Origin of the sequence: Proteinivorax tanatarense (assembly GCF_040267685.1) — a bacterium.
Taxonomy (GTDB): domain Bacteria; phylum Bacillota; class Proteinivoracia; order Proteinivoracales; family Proteinivoracaceae; genus Proteinivorax; species Proteinivorax tanatarense.
In genome coordinates this window covers 2102303-2122385 of the sequence record NZ_CP158367.1, presented here as the reverse complement: position 1 = coordinate 2122385, position 20083 = coordinate 2102303, and the positions used below count along the sequence as shown (strand labels likewise).

General features: G+C 33.4%; 21 protein-coding genes and 1 riboswitch. Of the genes, 18 read left to right on the top strand and 3 right to left on the bottom strand.

The window, feature by feature from the left end; all coding sequences use genetic code 11:
* Window positions 1-159: 159 nt before the first annotated feature.
* From PRVXT_RS10515 to PRVXT_RS10445, 15 genes are all read left to right on the top strand, one after another.
* Window positions 160-1038 (top strand): DUF4097 family beta strand repeat-containing protein, encoded by an 879-nt coding sequence (locus PRVXT_RS10515; protein ID WP_350342829.1) that lies wholly within the window; start codon window positions 160-162, stop codon window positions 1036-1038.
* A 54-nt stretch (window positions 1039-1092) separates the two neighbouring features.
* Window positions 1093-1277, top strand: a riboswitch (cobalamin riboswitch).
* Window positions 1278-1380: 103 nt separating this feature from the next.
* The gene (locus PRVXT_RS10510; RefSeq protein WP_350342828.1) at window positions 1381-2745 is read left to right on the top strand and encodes a cobyrinate a,c-diamide synthase; all 1365 of its coding nucleotides are present in this window, start codon (window positions 1381-1383) and stop codon (window positions 2743-2745) included.
* Entirely contained in the window at window positions 2739-3278 is a 540-nt protein-coding gene (locus PRVXT_RS10505; protein ID WP_350342827.1) for an ECF transporter S component, read from the top strand. Before PRVXT_RS10510 ends, PRVXT_RS10505 begins: the two co-directional genes overlap by 7 nt.
* On the top strand, window positions 3253-4005 hold the full coding sequence (locus tag PRVXT_RS10500) for an AIR synthase related protein (RefSeq protein WP_350342826.1): 753 nt from the start codon (window positions 3253-3255) through the stop codon (window positions 4003-4005). The genes PRVXT_RS10505 and PRVXT_RS10500 overlap by 26 nt, the downstream gene beginning before the upstream one ends.
* Before the next feature lie 54 nt (window positions 4006-4059).
* Window positions 4060-4617: a bifunctional adenosylcobinamide kinase/adenosylcobinamide-phosphate guanylyltransferase gene (cobU, locus tag PRVXT_RS10495; RefSeq protein WP_350342825.1), complete on the top strand. Its 558-nt coding sequence runs from the start codon at window positions 4060-4062 to the stop codon at window positions 4615-4617.
* 9 nt (window positions 4618-4626) lie between these two features.
* Window positions 4627-5379 (top strand): adenosylcobinamide-GDP ribazoletransferase, encoded by a 753-nt coding sequence (gene cobS / locus PRVXT_RS10490; RefSeq protein ID WP_350342824.1) that lies wholly within the window; start codon window positions 4627-4629, stop codon window positions 5377-5379.
* The gene (gene cobC, locus PRVXT_RS10485; RefSeq protein WP_350342823.1) at window positions 5380-5961 is read left to right on the top strand and encodes an alpha-ribazole phosphatase; all 582 of its coding nucleotides are present in this window, start codon (window positions 5380-5382) and stop codon (window positions 5959-5961) included.
* Window positions 5962-5975: 14 nt separating this feature from the next.
* Window positions 5976-7475, top strand: coding sequence for a cobyric acid synthase (locus tag PRVXT_RS10480; protein ID WP_350342822.1), 1500 nt, complete (start codon window positions 5976-5978; stop codon window positions 7473-7475).
* Entirely contained in the window at window positions 7468-8409 is a 942-nt protein-coding gene (cbiB, locus tag PRVXT_RS10475; protein WP_350342821.1) for an adenosylcobinamide-phosphate synthase CbiB, read from the top strand. The genes PRVXT_RS10480 and cbiB overlap by 8 nt, the downstream gene beginning before the upstream one ends.
* A gap of 14 nt (window positions 8410-8423) precedes the next feature.
* A complete protein-coding gene (locus PRVXT_RS10470; protein ID WP_350342820.1) occupies window positions 8424-9476 on the top strand; it encodes a pyridoxal phosphate-dependent aminotransferase in 1053 nt (350 codons plus the stop codon).
* Window positions 9473-10327: a hypothetical protein gene (locus PRVXT_RS10465; protein ID WP_350342819.1), complete on the top strand. Its 855-nt coding sequence runs from the start codon at window positions 9473-9475 to the stop codon at window positions 10325-10327. The genes PRVXT_RS10470 and PRVXT_RS10465 overlap by 4 nt, the downstream gene beginning before the upstream one ends.
* A gap of 19 nt (window positions 10328-10346) precedes the next feature.
* A complete protein-coding gene (locus tag PRVXT_RS10460) occupies window positions 10347-11285 on the top strand; it encodes an ABC transporter substrate-binding protein (protein WP_350342818.1) in 939 nt (312 codons plus the stop codon).
* Window positions 11286-11293: 8 nt separating this feature from the next.
* Window positions 11294-12349, top strand: a complete 1056-nt coding sequence (locus tag PRVXT_RS10455) for a FecCD family ABC transporter permease (RefSeq protein WP_350342817.1) — start codon at window positions 11294-11296, stop codon at window positions 12347-12349.
* Window positions 12349-13179 carry an ABC transporter ATP-binding protein gene (locus PRVXT_RS10450; RefSeq protein WP_350342816.1) on the top strand — a complete coding sequence of 277 codons (831 nt, stop codon included), beginning with the start codon at window positions 12349-12351 and terminating at the stop codon, window positions 13177-13179. The genes PRVXT_RS10455 and PRVXT_RS10450 overlap by 1 nt, the downstream gene beginning before the upstream one ends.
* On the top strand, window positions 13145-13672 hold the full coding sequence (locus PRVXT_RS10445; protein WP_350342815.1) for a cob(I)yrinic acid a,c-diamide adenosyltransferase: 528 nt from the start codon (window positions 13145-13147) through the stop codon (window positions 13670-13672). The genes PRVXT_RS10450 and PRVXT_RS10445 overlap by 35 nt, the downstream gene beginning before the upstream one ends.
* A 123-nt stretch (window positions 13673-13795) precedes the next feature.
* Here PRVXT_RS10445 and PRVXT_RS10440 read toward each other — a convergent pair whose 3' ends face one another.
* The gene (locus PRVXT_RS10440) at window positions 13796-14350 is read right to left on the bottom strand and encodes a YidC/Oxa1 family membrane protein insertase (RefSeq protein ID WP_350342814.1); all 555 of its coding nucleotides are present in this window, start codon (window positions 14348-14350) and stop codon (window positions 13796-13798) included.
* A gap of 47 nt (window positions 14351-14397) precedes the next feature.
* Window positions 14398-14631: a hypothetical protein gene (locus PRVXT_RS10435; RefSeq protein ID WP_350342813.1), complete on the bottom strand. Its 234-nt coding sequence runs from the start codon at window positions 14629-14631 to the stop codon at window positions 14398-14400.
* Between the two features lie 173 nt (window positions 14632-14804).
* On the opposite strand from PRVXT_RS10435, the gene PRVXT_RS10430 reads away from it, so the two are divergent.
* Window positions 14805-14939: a hypothetical protein gene (locus PRVXT_RS10430; protein WP_350342812.1), complete on the top strand. Its 135-nt coding sequence runs from the start codon at window positions 14805-14807 to the stop codon at window positions 14937-14939.
* Window positions 14940-15066: 127 nt separating this feature from the next.
* On the opposite strand, the gene PRVXT_RS10425 is transcribed toward PRVXT_RS10430, so the two are convergent.
* Window positions 15067-16443, bottom strand: a complete 1377-nt coding sequence (locus tag PRVXT_RS10425; RefSeq protein ID WP_350342811.1) for a class II fumarate hydratase — start codon at window positions 16441-16443, stop codon at window positions 15067-15069.
* Between the two features lie 182 nt (window positions 16444-16625).
* On the opposite strand from PRVXT_RS10425, the gene PRVXT_RS10420 reads away from it, so the two are divergent.
* Both PRVXT_RS10420 and PRVXT_RS10415 read left to right on the top strand, forming a co-directional pair.
* On the top strand, window positions 16626-17501 hold the full coding sequence (locus PRVXT_RS10420; RefSeq protein WP_350342810.1) for an ABC transporter ATP-binding protein: 876 nt from the start codon (window positions 16626-16628) through the stop codon (window positions 17499-17501).
* Window positions 17501-20059, top strand: a complete 2559-nt coding sequence (locus PRVXT_RS10415) for an ABC transporter permease subunit (protein WP_350342809.1) — start codon at window positions 17501-17503, stop codon at window positions 20057-20059. The genes PRVXT_RS10420 and PRVXT_RS10415 overlap by 1 nt, the downstream gene beginning before the upstream one ends.
* Window positions 20060-20083: the final 24 nt, after the last annotated feature.

The window sequence follows — 20083 nt, the reverse complement described above, 5'->3', positions numbered from 1 at the left end:
TTTCAACTCATAATATAGAAAAAGCTGCGATTTATTCCGCAGCTTTTTTTATGTAAAAGCTAAGAAATTAACTTTTCAAAAATATTGAATATATTTAACATTAAGGTTATTATTATTATAAAAGGAATTTTAGTAAGGGAAAATGTGGGAGGTTTTAAAATGAGAAAATTACTTTTGATATTTGCTTGTTTATTTTTAGCAGGATGTAGTGTTAATACAGAAACAGAGATTAATAGCGAAAAGTATAAAACAAGCAAGGAATTTAATGTGGATTACTTTGAAGGCATAGAACTTGATGTACTTACTAGTACCGGTGATATTATAGTAGAAAATTGGGATGAAGATTTTGTCTTTATTGAAGCTAACATTGTAGGAATGGCCAACAACAAAGAAGATGCCAAATTAAATGCTTATAATACAGAAATAAGTATAGATAAATGTGACGAAAAAATAAAAATAAGAAGTGAAGTGCCTAAAAATCATAATGCTTCTAACGGTGCCACTGTAGGCTATACTATACGGATTCCAAAAGATTTTGGGGGAACTTTTAAATCTAGTACAGGTGAAGTAAATATTCAGTCAGTTAATAATGACTTATATATAGAAACAAGTACCGGCGATGTAAACATACAGCAGGCTATATGTAACTTAGAAATAAAGACTAGCACTGGAGATGTATATTTGGAAAAAGTTGAAGGAAGTTTAAAAAGAAAAGCCAGTACTGGCAACCTAACCATATCTTATTTGGAGGGTACAATAGATAGCAAATCAAGCACCGGGAATTTTACCGGAAATTTAGAGTTGACCTCAAGTAAAAACAACAGAATTCAGACCTCCACCGGCAATGTAAAAGTTGAGCTAGTTGACCCTTCTCTAAAATTGGTGGCTACAACTAGCACAGGCGATATGAATATTTCTGATTTAAAATTAACATCAATAAGCGTAGATAATGGGAGCATTAAAGGTGTTTTAAGCTCAGGAAAAGGTGCCCTTGAGATCATCACTTCCACAGGAAATTTAAAAATTGGTTTGTATTAAAATAAAAAAAGATTTGGTTGACAGTTAATCTTATTTAAAATATAATGTAACCAAAATTAAATAGAATTTTAGGGTGCATTTTTATTCCAAATGCTTAAAAGGGAAAGAGGTTAGAATCCTCTACAGCCCCCGCTACTGTGTTCAGGGATGAAATCTTCCATAACCACTGGTTTTACGGGAAGGGGAAGAGAGTAAGTTGATCTGAGAGTCAGGAGACCTGCCTTGAAATGCTTTAATCATCATAGCTTCGGAGGGAAGTGTGTGAGTTTTTTTTGTTGTTAAAAAAGCTTGAAAACACATAGAACTCTATGTGTTTTTTTATGTTTAAAGGGGATGAGTAGCTTGAAAAAGATTTTAATTGCTGGAACATCTAGTGGAGTTGGCAAGACCACAATAAGTCTGGGGATTATGGCTGCTTTAAAAAAGAGGCAAAAAGCAGTGGCTCCTTTCAAGGTGGGGCCAGATTATATAGACCCTAGTTTTCATAAGTTTGTAACAGACTCCTATTCTATAAACCTTGACAGTTATCTTTTAGAAGAGGAAATTTTACAATATCTATTTCGAAAAAACCTCAAACACAAGGATATAGCTGTTATTGAAGGTGTTATGGGACTTTATGACGGATCTAGTTGCGAGAAAAACCCAGGTAGCACAGCTCATATAGCTAAAACGTTAAAAGCTCCCGTTATACTAGTTATTGATGGAAAAGCAATGTCAAATAGCGCAGCAGCTATGGTGTTGGGATATAAAATGTATGATCAACAAGTAGAAATAAAAGGGGTAATAGTTAACAAAGTTTCAGGCGACGCTCATTATCAATTAATAAAAGAAGCAATTGAAAAAAATACAGGCATACCCTGCTTAGGGTATCTACCAGCAAAGGAAGGGCTTACTTTGGAAAGTAGGCATTTAGGGTTGGTTCTTCCAAAGGAAGTTTCTAATTTAAACACAAAACTTGAAGAGATTACTTCCCTAATTGAAAAGCATATAAACTTGGATAAACTTGAGGAGATTGCAAATAAGGATAAGTTAATTATTCCACAAAATCCTGCAAGTCATTTAAAAGGTATTGCAAAAGGAATTAACATAGGAATTGCTAAAGATGAGGCATTTAACTTTTATTATCGTGATAACTTAACTTTGCTTGAAGAACTTGGAGCAAAACTGATTTATTTTAGTCCCATCCATGATGAAAAGCTTCCGAGAGGGCTAGATGCCTTATATTTTGGTGGGGGATTTCCTGAAGTTTTTGCTCAAGAATTAGAAGATAATATTGAATTTAGAAAATCGCTAAAAACATTATTATCGCAAGGATTGCCTGCTTATGCAGAGTGTGGTGGGCTGATGTATCTAACAAACAGGATAGTAGATTTGGATGGAAATCATAATGAAATGGTGGGTTTCTTTTCTACATCATCACATATGACTAAAAGGTTGCAAAGGTTTGGTTATGTCCATGTAAAGACAAAGTCCAGTTTTAAAATAAAGGGCCATGAATTTCATAGATCAAAAATAGAAGACAAATCTTCATTAAATTATTTTTATGATGTACTTCACGTTAGAAAAAAGCACAGCTGGAAATGTGGTTTGCATAAAAAAAATACTTTAGCTGGTTACCCTCATTTTCATTTTTACAGCAATTTAAATCTAGTTAAAAACGCAATCCATAAGATTAAAGAAATAAAGAGGGGTGGATATAATTGCTAAAGGTAGCTAAAAGAAATTTTCGAACTAATACACTTTTAATGACATATTGTGCTTTGCTGATTTCTATATCTTATATTGGCTCGTTAATAAAAATACAAGGCACCAGCATAGCACTTGATTCAATGCCGGCTTACTTTGCAGCTTTATTTTTAACGCCAGCAGCAGGTGCATTAGTAGGATTTTTAGCACATCTAATTACTGCAGCTACTAGTGGTTTTTACTTAACTTTGCCAATGCACATTATTATTTCTATACAAATGGCTGCATTTGTTTATGTTTTTGGATGGACATATAAAAAAAGCAATTACTTGATTTCTGCTATAACAGCAACTTTTTTAAATGGTCCTGTTGCAGCCCTTATTGTTGTACCCTTTAGCGTGTTATTTCAACTTCCTTTAAGGGGTTGGGAATTATTTTATTTTATGCTAATACCCCTTACTTTAGCATCATTAGTAAATATAATAATGGCAGTAACAATTCATAAACTTTTACCCAATAGGGTAAGAAATGGTTATAAATTCGATGAAGTATAGAGATATTAGCTTAGTTTCTGTAAATAAAGAAGATATACTTGTAATCGCTTGTGATTCTTGTGGGGGGATAGGGAGTAAAGAAAGAGATGTAGTTAAAGTAGATCCAAAAATTATGGGTTATTATACTACCCAAGTCGCTTTAATGGAAGTAATAGCTGTTGGCGCTAGGCCCATTGCTGTAATAAATCCCTTGTCAGTTGAAATGAATAACACAGGCAAAAAAATTTTGCAGGGGATCAAAAAAGCTGTGAATAGAGTGAAAACTAAAGGTGATATAGCTATTAACGGGAGTACAGAAGAAAATATCCCTGTTGTACAAACAGCAATGGGATTGACAGTGATAGGAGTAATGAAAAAGAGGGATTTCAACCATTCTAGAACTAGGCTAGGTGACATAGCAGTTGTTATCGGTGAGCCTAAAGTTGGGGAAGAAGTTATTGAGCAAGGGGAAAGTGGAGTTTTTAATCTGGATATGTTACAAGCTTTACTAAAAAAAGATTATGTTAACGAAATTCTTCCGGTGGGTTCTAAAGGGATACTTTATGAAATAAAAGAAATGGCTAGAATAAACTGTTTAAATTACAAACTTTATAAAAATATGCCCTTAGACATAGAAAAAACAGCTGGACCTTCTACTTGTGCAATTGTTTCTCTTAAGGAACACGATGTAGCTAAATTATTGGATGACTTTGACATTCCAATTACTCCCATAGCTTTTTTTAATTAAAAAATTCAATGGTTTTGGGAGAGATAAGAAAAATTAAAAAAGGAGAAAAAAGATATGTCATCAAAAATAACCATGGTAACTGGTGGGGCTAGAAGTGGGAAAAGCTCTTTTTCAGAGCAGTTAGCTAAAGAATTTGGGGAAAAAATCTTATATCTTGCAACATCTATTGCTTTTGACGAAGAGATGAAAAAGCGAATAAAAGAGCATAAAAAAAACCGACCAAGTTATTGGAAAACCCATGAAGGCTATAAAGACCTACATAAAGCTTTGAAAAAGGACACATATGACGGAGTTTTGTTAGACTGTATAACTGTAATGATATCCAATTTATTATTATATAACTCTGACTTTAATGAGGACAGTATAGAAATTGAAGTTTTAGATGATATAGAAGACCAAATTGTCAAGCAGGTTAATTTTTTAATTGATACAGCTATCGAAGTCAACACGAATTTGATTTTAGTAACTAATGAAGTAGGAAGCGGGATAGTACCAGAACATAAGCTTGGAAGGGTATTTAGGGACATGGCAGGCAGGATTAATCAAATTATTGCCAAAAGAGCAGATGAAGTGTATTTAGTAGTATCCTCTATACCTGTAAAAATTAAGTGAGGTAATATAATGAAAAAATTAATTATCATGTTACAATTTTTGACAAGAATACCCATAAACCTAGAACTTAAGGTTGAAAATCAAGACTTTTCAAAGGGGGTTATTTATTTTCCTTTAGTGGGGTTAATCATCGGAGCAATTAACGGGCTGGTATTTGTCATGAGCAGTATTATTTTTGAAGGATTGATTCCTCTAATTTTTGTACTTTTATCCAACACGCTAATCACAGGTGGGTTACATCTTGACGGAGTAGCTGACACAAGTGACGCTATCTATTCGGCAAGAAAAAAAGAAAGAATGTTGGAAATAATGAAGGATAGCAGAGTTGGCACTAATGGGGTATTGGCGCTTTTTTTTGTTTTATTTTTTAAGCTAGCTTTTTATGATGCAATCGATTCTAGTATTCTCTTGCCAATAATCATGGTAACCCCTATGATTGGAAGGACTTCTATAGGGGTTACCTTATACAAAGGTAAATGCGCAAGAAAGGGAGAAAGCTTAGGTTCACTGTTTGTGGGCAAAACAACCTTTGCTCAAACAGCAGTAATGATATTTTATAGCTCTATAATTTGTTTTATTTTTTTGGAATATGCAGGGTTGTTTAGTTTTATTTTCTCACTTTTTTTAGCTCTTATTCTAAAGGTGTATTTTAGCAATAAAATTGGTGGGTTAAGTGGAGATATTCTAGGGGCGGTGAATGAAGTGGTGGAGCTATTTTTCTTAGCGATATTTTTGATGTTTGGGATCTTAGGAGGTCTTTAAATGCAATATTTGTACTTAATACGCCATGGGGTTACAGATTTGAATGAAAAGGGAGTTTATTATGGAAGAATTGACTGCGACCTCAACTCAAAAGGTATAAGACAGTCATATCTTTTAAAGAATAAGATGTCTAAAATTTGCTTTGATGAAGTGGTCTCTAGTCCTATGAAACGTTGTATTCAAACAGCTGAGATTATAACTGCAAATAAAATTACTCTAGAATCTAAGTTAGTGGAAATAGATTTTGGATTGTGGGAAGGTTTAGATTTTGAAACAATTAAAGTTCAATATCCAATGGAGTGGGAAAAATGGTGTAATGACTTCAAAGATACTGCGCCTCCTGGAGGAGAGAGCTTTGCTAAAATGTTTAAAAGAGTAAAAGAATATGTAACCGGCGATCTTTTACAAAAAAATACAAATAAAATTGTGGTAGTGGCTCATAAAGGCTGTTTACAGGCTATAGCTTCGATACTATTATGTCAAAATGAAACACTTTTTTGGAATTTTACTTTTGATCATGGAAAATATAGTTTGTTTGAAATTAATCAGGGGCACTGTACTATAAAAAAAATGAATTGCTAATTGGAGGTGCATATATGAAAAACAAGAGTATAATGCTTCAAGGAACAGCTTCTTCTGTAGGGAAAAGCATACTTAGTGCTGCCATATGTAGAATCTTAACAGAAGATGGTCTAAATGTAGCCCCATTTAAATCGCAAAACATGTCTTTAAACTCCTATATAACTTTGGAAGGACACGAAATTGGGAGGGCACAAGCACTGCAGGCAGAGGCATGTAGAAAAACAGCTAACGTAAAAATGAACCCTATTTTGCTAAAACCATCTGCTGATAAAAGGTCTCAAGTAATATTAAACGGTGTAGTAAAAGAAAGCATGAACGCCATGGAGTACTATCAATATAAACCTAAACTTAAAGCGATGATTAAAGAAGTCTACAACTCACTAGCGGAAGAAAATGATGCAGTTGTTATAGAAGGAGCTGGAAGTCCAGCAGAAATAAACTTAAAAAAGGATGACATAGTCAATATGGGGATGGCTGAAATGGCAAATTCTCCGGTGGTGCTAGTAGCTGATATTGATAGAGGTGGAGTTTTTGCATCGATATATGGCACATTAGAGCTTTTAAGCCCAAATGAAAAAGATAGAGTCAAAGGAATAATTATAAATAAATTTCGTGGAGATAAGGAGTTGTTAAAGCCTGGGATAGAACAGATAGAAAACATGGTGGGAGTCCCGGTGATTGGTGTAATACCTCACTTTAGCTTAAATTTAGAAGATGAAGACAGCGCGATAACATGGAGCAATCACATAAATGCAAAAGAAAGTTTGGATGTTGCTATTATTAAACTTCCTAAAATATCAAATTTTACTGATTTTAATCCTCTGCAACTTCATGAAGGGGTGAGCTTGAGATATGTAGATATAGATAAGCCTTTAGGCAATCCCGATTTAATTATAATACCGGGCAGTAAAAGCACTATATCTGACTTGGAAAAAATAAAAGAAAGTAAAATGGCGGATAAAATTTTAAAGGCAAAGGAAAAGGGAAGTTATATTTTTGGAATTTGTGGTGGATTTCAGATGTTAGGAAATAAAATAGTTGATGATAATATGGTGGAGTCAAGTGTATCTGAGGTTGAAGGACTAGGGTTGTTGCCTATAGTTACTGAGTTTGAAAGTCAAAAGGTTACAACTATTTCTAACGGCATGGATAATATTTTTGGATGTAGCATCAGAGGTTATCAAATTCATATGGGGAAGTCTAAGCTTTCTGAAGGCAGTTACTTGACAACAGTAAATTCAGGAAATGGTAAATTAAAATACCGAGAAGGAGCCGTTAACGAGGAAAAAGATGTTTTTGGAACTTATTTACATGGTATTTTTGATAATGGAGAGTTTACAAAAAGATTGCTAAATAAAGTGAGGAGCAGCAGAGGTAAAGAGTTGTCCCATCAGTTTATAGAAGATTTTTGGGTTTTTAGAGAAAGAGAGTTAAATAAGCTTGAAAAAATAGTTAGAGAGAATATTGATGTTAGTGCTGTTTATAAAATAATTGAGGAAGGTATTAATGGGTAGTTTATGGATAGCTTTTGTACTGGATATATTTATTGGTGATCCATACTGGTTTTACCATCCTGTCAGAATCATGGGAAAGTATATAGTAGTATTTGAGCAAACGACAAGGAAGTTTGTTACAAGTAAAGAAGGACTGAAAATTGCAGGAATTTTTTTGACAATATCTACTATATTATTAACTTATATCATTTCTATATTTATTGTTCGAGGGAGTGCAGCTATCAATTTCTATTTTTATATTTTTATAAATATTGTTCTTCTATGGACTGCTATAGCACCTAAAAGTTTGATGATGGAGAGCATGAAGGTTTATTATGCATTAAAGGACAAAAATATAAACCAAGCAAGGTTGTACTTGTCTTATATAGTGGGCAGGGACACAACACAACTTACAGAGGAAGAAATTGCAAAAGGTGCAATAGAAACAGTGGCGGAAAATTTATCTGATGGAGTAATTGCACCTATATTATACGCTTTTATAGGGGGAGCACCTTTAGCTTTAACATATAAAGGAATTAACACCCTAGACTCAATGGTTGGATATAACAATGATAAGTATAAGTTTTTTGGTTGGGCATCGGCTAAAACTGACGATATCGCAAATTATTTGCCGGCTAGACTAACTGGTGTACTAATATTTTTGGCTTCTATACTTTTAAAAAGAGATGCAAAAAATAGTTGGAGAATTATGGTGAGAGATAATTCCAGTCATTTAAGTCCAAATGCTGGTTTCCCAGAAGCTGCAGCAGCAGGTGCGTTAGGTATAAAATTGGGGGGACCCTGTTATTATGGAAACAATTTAGTAAAAAAACCAAGTATGGGAGACTCACTTAAGTCCATAGAAGTTTATGATATTAAAAGGATGAACGTGTTGATGTATACCTCTACTTTTTTAATGCTGATTATATTAACAACCATTACCTTTTTGTTTTAAGAGAGGAGAGTCCAATGAATTATCATGGAGGAGACATTTATAAATACGATAAAGAGATTATTGATTTCAGTTCTAATATAAATCCTTTTGGAGTGCCCCAGTCTTTAAAAGTCAGTTTAATGGACAATTTAGAAGTTTTCTCAAGATATCCTGATATAAGCTATAAAAAAGTGAGGGATGCAATTGCTAAATATCTATGCATTGGTGATATAAATCATATTGTTGTTGGAAATGGTGCAGTAGAAATTATCTATAAAGTAGTCTCAGCCTCAAATGTAAACGAGATAATTATTCCCTGCCCAACTTTTTCAGAATATAAAAGAGCAGCTAAAGTTAACAACAAACCTTATAAAGAGATAGTAGCTTTTAGAGAAGACGGTTCATTAAATTTAAATAGTATTTATGAAAATATCACTAGCAACTCGCTGATGGTGTTATGTAATCCTAATAATCCTACTGGAACGTTACTAGACCCAGCTTTAATTACATCGTTAGCACAAAGGCTAAAAGAAAAAGAGAGTTGGCTACTGGTTGATGAATCCTTTATAGAATTTTCACAACAATATCCTTTAACAAGCGTGGTTCCTAAGTTAATCCAGCACCCAAATATAATTGTAATAAGGGCTGCCACTAAGTTTTTTGGTATTCCCGGTGTTAGATTGGGTTATGGTGTTGTAGGAGATAGTAGATTGGCTGCTAGTGTTAAGGAGAAAATGGAACCTTGGAGTGTAAATTCTTTGGCGGAATTGGCTGGCTTACAAGTTTTTAAAGACAAACAATACATCGCCAAATCCCGTTTGTGGGTGGAAGAAGAGAGGAAATACTTATTTAATCAATTAAAGTTAATTAAAGGGGTTGCTGTTGTGCCCAGTGAGGCTAACTTCTTATTACTTAAGTCAAAAAAATTAACAGCGTTCCAAATAAAGGAAAATCTGCTAAAGAAAAAAATACTCATTAGGGTCCCACAGGGATTTACAGGACTAACAAAATATCACTTTCGAGTAGCTGTTAAAGATAGAGAGGCAAATCAACAACTAATTAAAGCTTTAAAAGAAGTTTTAATGTGAAAGTTATAGTACAAGCTCCCGGTTCCTGCGGAGAGTTAATACAAGGAAAAATAAATGGCAGACAGATGCTTGTCTCATATCCTGTTAATCTTTTTTCCACAGTACAAGTTAGTATAGAGGGTAGTAGAAATGTATCGATTTTGCCTCCAAAAGTCCACAAAGCAATAGATTTATATCTTACTAGTGTTTCTCAACAAAACCTTTTATCAAAAATACATGTTTCAATAAAATCTCATATCCCTAAAGCTAAGGGAATGGCTAGTAGCACAGCTGATATGTCCGCAGCGGTAACTGGGGTGGCCCACCTGCTAGGGGATAAACTAGATGAAGTATTTTTAGCTCATTTATTAACACAGGTAGAACCAACTGATAGTACATTGTTTAACAAGCTTACCTTGTTTGACCATGTAACAGGAAGCTTAATAGAACAGTTAGGTGACGTTCCCTCTTTTTCTGTTTTAGTTTTAGAAAAAGATTCATTTATTAAAACAGAAGAATTTCATAAAAAGGTAGAAGGGAGAGCTCTTCCCATAGTCGAGGGAGAATTAAGTTGCTTAATAAAGGGGGTGAAGGAAAAAAAACTTGAATTTATAGCAAAAGCAGCAACAAAAAGCGCCCAAAAAAATCAAAAAATTTTAATGAGGTCGTACTATAATGATTTAAATGAGTTAGCAGTAGAATGTGGCGCATACGGAGTAAACATTGCCCATAGCGGCACAGTATGTGGAGTTTTACATGATGATAAATTTGATGTTGATAGGTTTAAAAACCTATTAACATCAAGAGCAAAGTTTGATTTTCAAAAAGTGTATCAATTAAGTTCCACTGAGGGTGGAGCAAAAATTTTATAATTCTTAGGGAGTGGATAAGATGAACAAAAAATTAACAACCTTTATTTTATTAATGAGTATGCTAGGCCTATTATTTATGGGAGGATGTCAAGGAGCTGGAGATAAAGATGAAGATGTGTCTATGGAAATAGAAAGTACAGAATTTCCATTAACAATTACTGATTCTTACGATAATGAAGTAACTTTAGAAGAAAAACCAGAGAGAATAATAACCGTTGCACCTAGTATCACTGAAACTATTTTTGCTTTAGGACAGGAAGATTATTTAGTAGGTAGAACTGATTTTTGTGATTATCCTAATGAAGTTGGACAAATAGAGTCTATAGGCACATTGCAAGAGCCTAACATAGAAAAGATTGTCGAACTAGAACCTGATGTGGTTGTAGCTTCTACGCACTTTAGCGAAGATGTATATAACAAACTGACAGAGCTTGACATTAAAGTGGTGCTATTGAATCCTCAAGATAGCTTTGAAGGTGTTTATCATGTTATAGAGAAACTTGGTAAAATTTTAGATGCTAATAAAGAGGCTGAAGAATTAGTAAGTGAAATGGAAGAAACAATTGAGCAAGTGACAGAAAAAGTACAAGATCAACCTAACCCACGAATATATTATGTTGTAGGATATGGAGAACATGGAGACTTCACTGCCGGAGGGGATACATTTATCAATGAGATTATTGAAATGGTTTCCGCTGAAAACGTAGCTAGTGAGATAGAAGGATGGAACTATAGTTTAGAAAGGCTTGTGGAGCAAGACCCTGATATGTTGATAGTTTCGAAACATAACAATGCTAAAGAGGGCATAATGGAGGCGAGTGGATATAAAGAATTGACAGCTGTGAAAGAAGAAAGAGTGTATGAGATTGATAATAACTTATTGGATCGACAAGGACCACGAATAGCTGAAGGATTAAAGCAACTAGCAAAAATTGTTCACCCAGACGTTTTTAAGTAGGTATTAACATGAGCTTTGTTGAAAAGATAAAGTACTATAAGACACTTTTTTGCATAATTTTACTTATTACATTTGTGTTAATTATATATGTAAGTACATTAGGGGTTGCAGATATTTCTTTTGGACAAAGCCTAAAGGTAGTTTTTGAGAAAATACCTGGTATAGGCAAATATCTTTATGATGATGGGGTCTCTGATACATATAGAACTATTATTTGGCAGATTAGGTTGCCTAGGATAGTTTTAGCAGGCCTAGTTGGTATGAGCCTATCTGTGGTAGGAGCAACCTTTCAAGGAATGTTTAAAAATCCCATGGCTGATCCTTACGTAGTTGGAGTATCCTCAGGGGCAGCTTTGGGAGCAACTATAGCAATCGTTATAGGAATTGAAAAAACTTTTGCTGGTATTGGCCTTATTAATTTAATGGCATTTCTTGGGGCCATTGCAACAGTTTTAGTGGTATACAACATAGCCAGAGTGGGAACAAAGGTGCCTGTAACAGCTTTGCTTTTAGCTGGAATAGCTATTAGTGCTATGTTGTCCTCAATAATTTCAGTTATGATGATTTTCAATAGAGACAAAATAGAAAGTATAGTTTTTTGGGTGATGGGTAGCGTTGCAGCTGCTAGCTGGCAGCAGGTGATAACTTTATTGCCAGTGGTTATCATTGGATCAATTCTAGTTTATTTTTATGCTAAAGACTTAAATTTGATAATGGTAGGAGAAGAGTCTGCCAAAACTCTAGGAGTAGAAACCGACAAGACTAAAAAAATTCTTTTAGTAACCTCTTCTTTAATGATAGCCTTTACTGTTTCAGTAAGCGGAATAATTGGTTTTGTCGGTTTAATAGTCCCCCATGGCGTAAGAATGCTTTTAGGGCCTGATCACAGAATTCTTATACCCTTTTCAGCCTTGGGTGGGGCTATTTTCCTCATTATATCTGATACTTTAGCGAGAACTCTTGTTTCTCCCACTGAGATACCAGTGGGGGCAGTAACGGCTATTTTTGGCTCTCCTTATTTTTTATATTTACTATATAAAACTAAAAAGAAAGGGGTAATTTAATGTCAGAAATAGCAGTAAATGACTTAAACTGGCGATATGGGCAAGAAATTGTGCTAGACGGGGTTAGTTTTAAGGTTGAAAAAGGCAAGTTTTATAGTATTTTAGGACCAAACGGGTCTGGAAAGACTACCATGCTTAAAAATATATTAAAGATTTTGGAACCTGATAAAGAATCAATATATATAGATAATAAAGATATAACTGTTATGTCCTCGCAGGATATGGCGACTAGAGTAGCCTGCGTACCGCAAGAAACAAAAATTGATTTTGACTTTACTGTACTAGATATTGTAATGATGGGAAGAGCACCGTATCTAAAAAGATTTGAGGTAGAAGGAAAAAAAGATTTTGAAATAGCTAAAGAAGCAATGATAATGACTAACACATGGAAGTTTAAAGATAAATCAGTAAAAACACTAAGTGGTGGGGAAAGACAGCGGGTAGTTGTTGCCAGAGCAATAGTTCAACAAACGGACATTCTGCTATTAGATGAGCCAATATCTCACTTGGATATACATCATCAACTAGAACTGCTAGATACAATTTCATATTTATGCAAAGAAAAGCAGTTAACGGTAATTTCTGTGTTGCATGATATTAATATGGCAGCACAATATAGTGATTTTTTAATTTTACTTAACGAGGGTAAAATAAGGGACCTTGGTGTTGCTGAAAAGGTGATTACTGAGGAGGCTATAGAAAAGGTTTATAAGGCAAAATGCTGTATAATAAAAAATCCCATAACTAATAAGCCACATATCATACCAATGGGGAAACATGGAGAGGAGACTCAATATGGAAAAAGGGTATATTCAAATTTATACCGGTGAAGGGAAAGGAAAAACAACTGCTGCATTAGGTTTAGCTTTTAGAGCGGCGGGAAGAGGGTTTCACGTAACTTTTGTACAGTTTTTAAAAGGAATGTATACAGGTGAAGAGGAAAGTATAAAGCGCTTTGAGAATATTAGACTTTATAGACTTGCAGAAGCAAAAAAACTTTTTTGGAATCTTACAGAATTAGAACAGGAAGACCTAAAAAAGCAAACCCAAAAAGAATGGGCTGAGTTTGTGGAATACATCAAAAAACAAAACTGTGATGTGTTAATACTGGATGAGATTATGGGTGCTCTAAAAAATGAACTATTATCAGAAGAACAAGTTTGTGATTTTTTGGATAACAAGCCGGAAAGTTTAGAAATTATCCTAACAGGAAGAAATGTCCCTGCAGCAATTAAAGAACGGGGAGACTTAATAACAGAAATGAATAAAATCAGACATTATTATGATAGTGGAGTAACATCTCGAGAGGGTATAGAAAAATAAACATTACAATAAAAATCCTAAGAAAGTAGTTAAAAACTTTCTTAGGATTTTGGCTTATAATAAGTTATTGACGGTGTATTTTCTGAAAGAAGCCTTTACCACTTTTTGTAAAGCTATAACCCATTAAACATTGATAAAAATTTTTTCTAATGTTGAGGCAAAATTATTTGTAAGCATATAAAGACATAATGAAGCTGGAAGTTTTGAAATAAATAACACTGACATAATAACTGGTAGTACAATCATTGATTTAGAAAATTTGGGTACAGAGGCATTTTTTATTATATCCAATGAAACCAAAAAGTTGGGCATAAGTTGTATTATAATGTAAAGAATAGGTAAAATATAGTATGGATCAGGTGAGGACAAATTTGTTATCCAAGGCAAAAGAAATGACCCAGTACTAACTACATTTGTTGAAAAAACCCTAAACATCATTATATATATAGGTGCTTGTACAAATAGTAAAAGAGGTGCTAAACTCGGCTTAGGTTGCTTATTATCACTCTGTAGTTTAGTTTTATTAACTAAGTTTTTTGTCTTTCCCATAGATTTTTTCTGTTTTATTGTAAGGGGAAGCATAGCTAAACGGACTAATAAAGTATATGCAATAATAGTTAAACCATAATCATTGGTAACGGAATAAAATAAATCAAATATATGTGTAAAAAGTGACAAGTTAATCTCTCCTTTTTATTCTAGTTTGTGAAAGAGATTAACTAAAATTAATATTGGTTGTATAATTTCCACACTTGATATTTGTTAAAAGCTTCATAATTAACTACTGTTAATTTTTTGTATAAGTCAACGTTAATTAAAGGAACTAAGTTAGTGTTATCAAAATTGTGGTCAATAGAAGACTTTTTCAACTTACTTATAAAGAATATAGTAGTAAAACTAAAAAATGGCATAAGAACAAAAAGGGAAAAAATCCATGCTATATTAATATCAAAACTCACGTAATCACTCCCTCTTTACTCGAATATATTTTTCATTATTAACATTATATATTATGTAGATGATTTTTGCCAGAAAATATTAAATTAATCACTTGCAAGAAGATAAAAGTGATATAATATAGAATAATGGTGAATGTGTGGAACAAGTGCATTTGGACATGGAGGTGTACATATTGGATATCTTAATTTCAGTAGCGATTTTTTTAGCTTTGGGAATAGTTGTTTTGGGGATTATGAAAAAGCTATTTAAGCTAGTGATCTTTGCAGCTGTAGCAGCAGTAGTTTTATTAACCTTGGGAATCTTATAAGAGTGTTAAAAAGATAAAGTAGTATATAAGGAAATAAACCTTATATGCTTCTTTATTTTTAATTAAAGTATTTAACAAAAAAGTTAGGAGAAGAGCAGATAGCTCTCTCCTAACTTTTTTTGATGTATTATACCATTCCTTTAGGATCAATAGCTTTAAGAACTTCATCAGTTAATAGATTTTTTTCCTGCAAAACCTCTTTTAATGTTTTATTTTCTGAGTCCGCCTTTATGCCTATTTGTGATGCAGCGTCATAACCTATGATTGGGCTTAAGCCCGTAACTAACGACAAGCTTTCTTCCATCCACTTTTTACATGTAGAGGTATTGGCTTGGATTCCTTTAATACATTTGTCCACTAATGTGTTTAAAGTGTTAGTTAATAGTTCCAACGAATGTAAAAAAGTGTGGGCAATCAACGGCATCATAACATTAATTTCTAATTGGCTTGCTTTACCTGCTGTTGAGACTGCCGTTTCGTAACCAATGATTTGGCAACAGATCATATGAGTCATTTCTAATATAGCAGGATTAACCTTTCCTGGCATAACAGTAGAACCAGGTTGAACTGGAGGAAGTAATATTTCTGCAAGCCCTGTTCTAGGACCAGAACTTAGCAAGCGAAGGTCACTTGTGATTTTTATTAGATGAATTGATAATTCTTTTAAAGTTAACATGCAGCGGATAGGCTCACTCATGTTTTGCATAAAAGCAAATATATTTTTAGGTTGACGGAAAGGACGATTAGTTTTTATGCATATCTTTTCGATAATTTTTTGTGTATATTGGGGATTTAAATTAATTTTTGTACCAACTGCGTTTCCTCCTAATCCAATTTCGTATAAATTTGTTATATTACTTTGAATTTGTTGTTTAACGCTTCTAATGGTTTCAGCATATCCAGCAAATTCTTGCCCCAACCTTATGGGTACACCGTCATGCAAATGAGTGCGCCCTGCTTTGATTATAGGCATAAATTGATCAGCATTATTTTGTAGTTCCAGTTGTAGTTTCTCTAATGCAGGAAGTAGACCCTCGCTAATACTTTCAACTGCTGCAATGTTCAAAGCTGAGGGGAATGTGTCGTTTGTAGACTGTGACATATTAACATGGTCGTTTGGGTGTATATCTTCAGAACCATTACTTATTTCTTTTGCACGATTAGCAATAACTTCATTTATATTCATGTTTTGTGAAGTTCCAGCTCCTGCTTGATACACATCAACTACAAAATGGCTATCCCACTTTCCCTCAATGATTTCATCACAAGCGGCAATAATAGGTTTGCCTATTTGGGGAGGTAGGGAGCCTAGTTCAACATTTGTTGCAGCTGCGGAGGATTTAATAACTCCCTGAGCTTTGATAAAACATTGGGGTAATGTTAAACCACTTATAGGAAAATTTTCCACTGCCCGTTGGGTCTGTGGCCCATAATATGCATTAGCTGGAATCATAATGTTACCTAGCGCATCATTTTCTAAACGAAATTTATTGGTTGTGTTCATAAAAACCTCCTGAAGATAATTTTCTAAACTGATATTCAAATGATGGTTTATATAACTTATTGTTTCCATTTACTAAATTTGTATAAAAAAGATTATAATTACGTTAAAAAATAACTAAAAAGTTGAAACTTTTTTTATTTTGTTACGTCTATATATGTAAAAGGCTACTAAGGAGGAAAAACATGATTTTATCAGTTAAAGAAATTAGAAAATCATATGGGAAAGAAGAGGTACTTAAAGGTATAACATTTGAAATAACCCAACCACAGATTATAGCCCTTGTAGGACCTAATGGTTCAGGAAAAACTACACTTTTAAATGTAATAACTAACTTACTTTCTGCCGATACTGGCAATGTAACAGTGTTGGGCAAAAGTAATAAAGATCCCAATATATTTAGAGAAATATCATATATGCAAGACAATTCTGTGCTTTATGATTATCTCACTGGTTATGATCATTTACAATTTATAGGAGACGTACAAGGGATAACAAAAGAAAAAATTTTAGAAGTTGTTAACTGGATTGGAATTGATTCTTATATGCACAAAAAAGTAGGTAAATATTCATTGGGTATGAAGCAGCACTTACTTTTAGCCATGGCTATAGTAAATCAGCCCAAGCTATTAATATTAGATGAACCTTTAAATGGATTGGACCCGTCTAATGCAATAAAAATTCGCAAAATTATGCTCAAATTATATAAAGATGGAACAACCATTCTACTATCATCCCACAACTTAGATGAAATAGATCGTTTAACTTCACAAATTATGTTTTTGAAAGATGGAAATCTCATAAAAGAAGATATTTCGGTATATGAAAAAACTTGCTATGACTTAAGTATAAGTGATTCAAAAAAGGCGAAAGAAGTTTTAGAAGGCTATGAAATACCTGTAGAAATTGTAGATGATAAATTAAGGGTGTTTAAAGAGGCATCTGATTTATACCTTGTATTTAAAGAGTTGGAAAAAAATAAAATTGTGCTTGACGATATTCAAAAAAAGGTATGGGGCTCTGAAGAAAGGTATAAAATGATTTTTGGTGAGGATAGCTGATGGTTGGACTTTTAAAATTTGAAGTAAAAAAACTATTAAAAGGGAAAAAGTTTTTATGGCTGTTGGTAGTTGTAGTTGTAGCTACAGCTGGGGTTTACTACCAGAATATCTCGCAATACTCAAATGTTAGAAGAGATACATTAGATGAGATTGGAGCTTATAGGAGATCTATAGGTATTCACCAAAATGAGTTCATTCATGAAAGAAAGAAAAAAGGTAGCCTAGATGATATTCAACAAAAACAATACCAACATACCCAGGATATGTTAAGGTCAGTTCAAAGATGGTATAACACCGTAGCTAACAGGTGGAGTAGAGCCTTTTACTTTGGAGACTGGGAAGAGTTATTAATATTTGAAAAAGAATTCTACGATGATTTAGCAAAATACGAAGAGGAGCTAGGGGGAGAACCCTTACTTCACTTTCAGGGGGTTGAGAAAGAAATAGCTATAGCTAAGAATAATTGGTTAATGGAATATAACTTTTTTCATGAGGACGAAACCTACCCTGATTCACCACATTTAAATCTAGTTCAAAGTTCTTCTTTTCTTTTTGGTATTATTGGAATTTCCATTTTAATTGCTTTATTTGGAGGCAGGATTAGCGAAGAAAAGAGTAAACATACATGGCTTACCTTAAGGACACAACCAGTAAAAATATCAAAATTAGTATTGGCAAAATATGTTAGTTTATCAGTGGCTCTAACCTTATTTATAACTATGGTTGTAATAGTTGGGCTACTTGTACCTGCTATTTTCAGTGATTATTCTATTAATCTTAACTATCCCCATGTTTTAAAAACAGGAGAATCTTTTACTTTAGTATCAACTAGCGTTCTTATAGCTCGGGCTGCGTTTCAGTTTTTATTTGTTGCTGCTTTTGCTTTTAGCATATCACTGGTATTTGATAAAACAGCTCAGAACTCTTTTACGTCGTTGATAATGACTATTGTAGTTATGTCTTTATGTTACGTTTTAACAGGGTGGTTAGAGATTTTTCAAACTGCAATTAACCCCTTTTATCATTTTTACTATCCAAACTTGAAAGAACTTCCTAACATAATGGATCTTATTTATCCTATGGTATTAGTACTGTGGAGTGGAGTATTTATTTTGTTAGCGATATTAATACCTGAAAAGCAAATCAATCTCCTTTATGGCCAGAACTTTAAATCACCTTTTAAAAAAGGCATAACAAGAGATAAAAGTTCAGAGATAATTACTGTTAATATTTTTCAATGGAGAAAAATAAGAAGAAAAGGAATACTTTTAAAAACCTTTGCTATATTGTTTATTTTAACTCTTTTTATTTACTCTGTATTATCACAAAGAGCTACCGAAGCAGAGAAAGAATATATTGGGAATTTAGAAGAAAGGATAGAAATTAACAAGCAACAAACCATCCCCGAATCAAAGGAAATGATGGAAACAGAGTTAGAAAATGTCCATGAAGATTTTTACCAAACAACTAAGGAAAGTTGGGAAATTCAACTTGAGTATCTTTATAAAAGTTTAGAAAAGAAGGAGGCTGCTGTAAAAGGATATTATAAAGGTGACTGGACAGCATTTTATGAAAATGAGCTTTTTAACCTTCAAGTATCTAATGGAGACATCCCTACTGGCAGAGGCGGCAGAAGCTTAAGGAGAACAGCTAGACAATTTTCTGTAGACTCTGGTTTGGAAGAGGTTATGTTAAAAAAGGAAAACGACATTCAACCAATTTTTATACCTCAATATCATCTTCCAAATATTTTTGAGGATGATGAAGCAAGGTCTAGGAATATCCGAAGTAGAATTGGTCAAAATGGTGTTTTTACTTTCTATCATTATTTTGAAAGATACATTTATTTGATCCCTCTTATAATTTTTATAATTATTTTTGGCGGCGGACTTACTCAAGAAAGGGGAAATAAACCTACTATAAATTTTTTAATGACCCAACCTATAAAGTATAGCAAACTATTCTTCGGTAAAATGTTAAATGGACAAATTATGATTATAATGTGCTGTTTAATTTTTTTTATGACTGCAGTTTTAGTATCCACAACTTTAAATGGATTTGGAGATTGGGATTATCCTATACTGCGCTATGATTCTGAGCCTGTCGTTGATTCTCCTGATTACGCAGGAACTAGGACTTATGTGAGGGGATGGAATAGAGGATTTCACTTTATATCTATCGCTAGATTTTTGGCAGAATGTACAGTTCTGTTTATGTTAATTACCATATTTTTAACAACAATTTCTTACATCCTGTCGTTATATATAAAAAATAGAATTGGAGTACTTACGTTAACTGCTGTTATTGGCGCTGGTGGATATGCATTCAGCCAATTTTTAGGAAAAACAGCTCACCTTTCACCATTTGTTTACTTAAACATTCCTAAAACTATAAGCGGTGAATTTGCAACATTGATGAATAATCCTAAAATTCATCTTCTTACCGGTAGTATATTGCTTATAACGCTCTCAACGATGATAATGATAATCGGATATTTATTTTTTATTAAGAGCAATAAAGGATATAAACCTTCTGAGGAGAAAACTATCGAGGGATAAATCTAAATTTACCATTAAAAGATG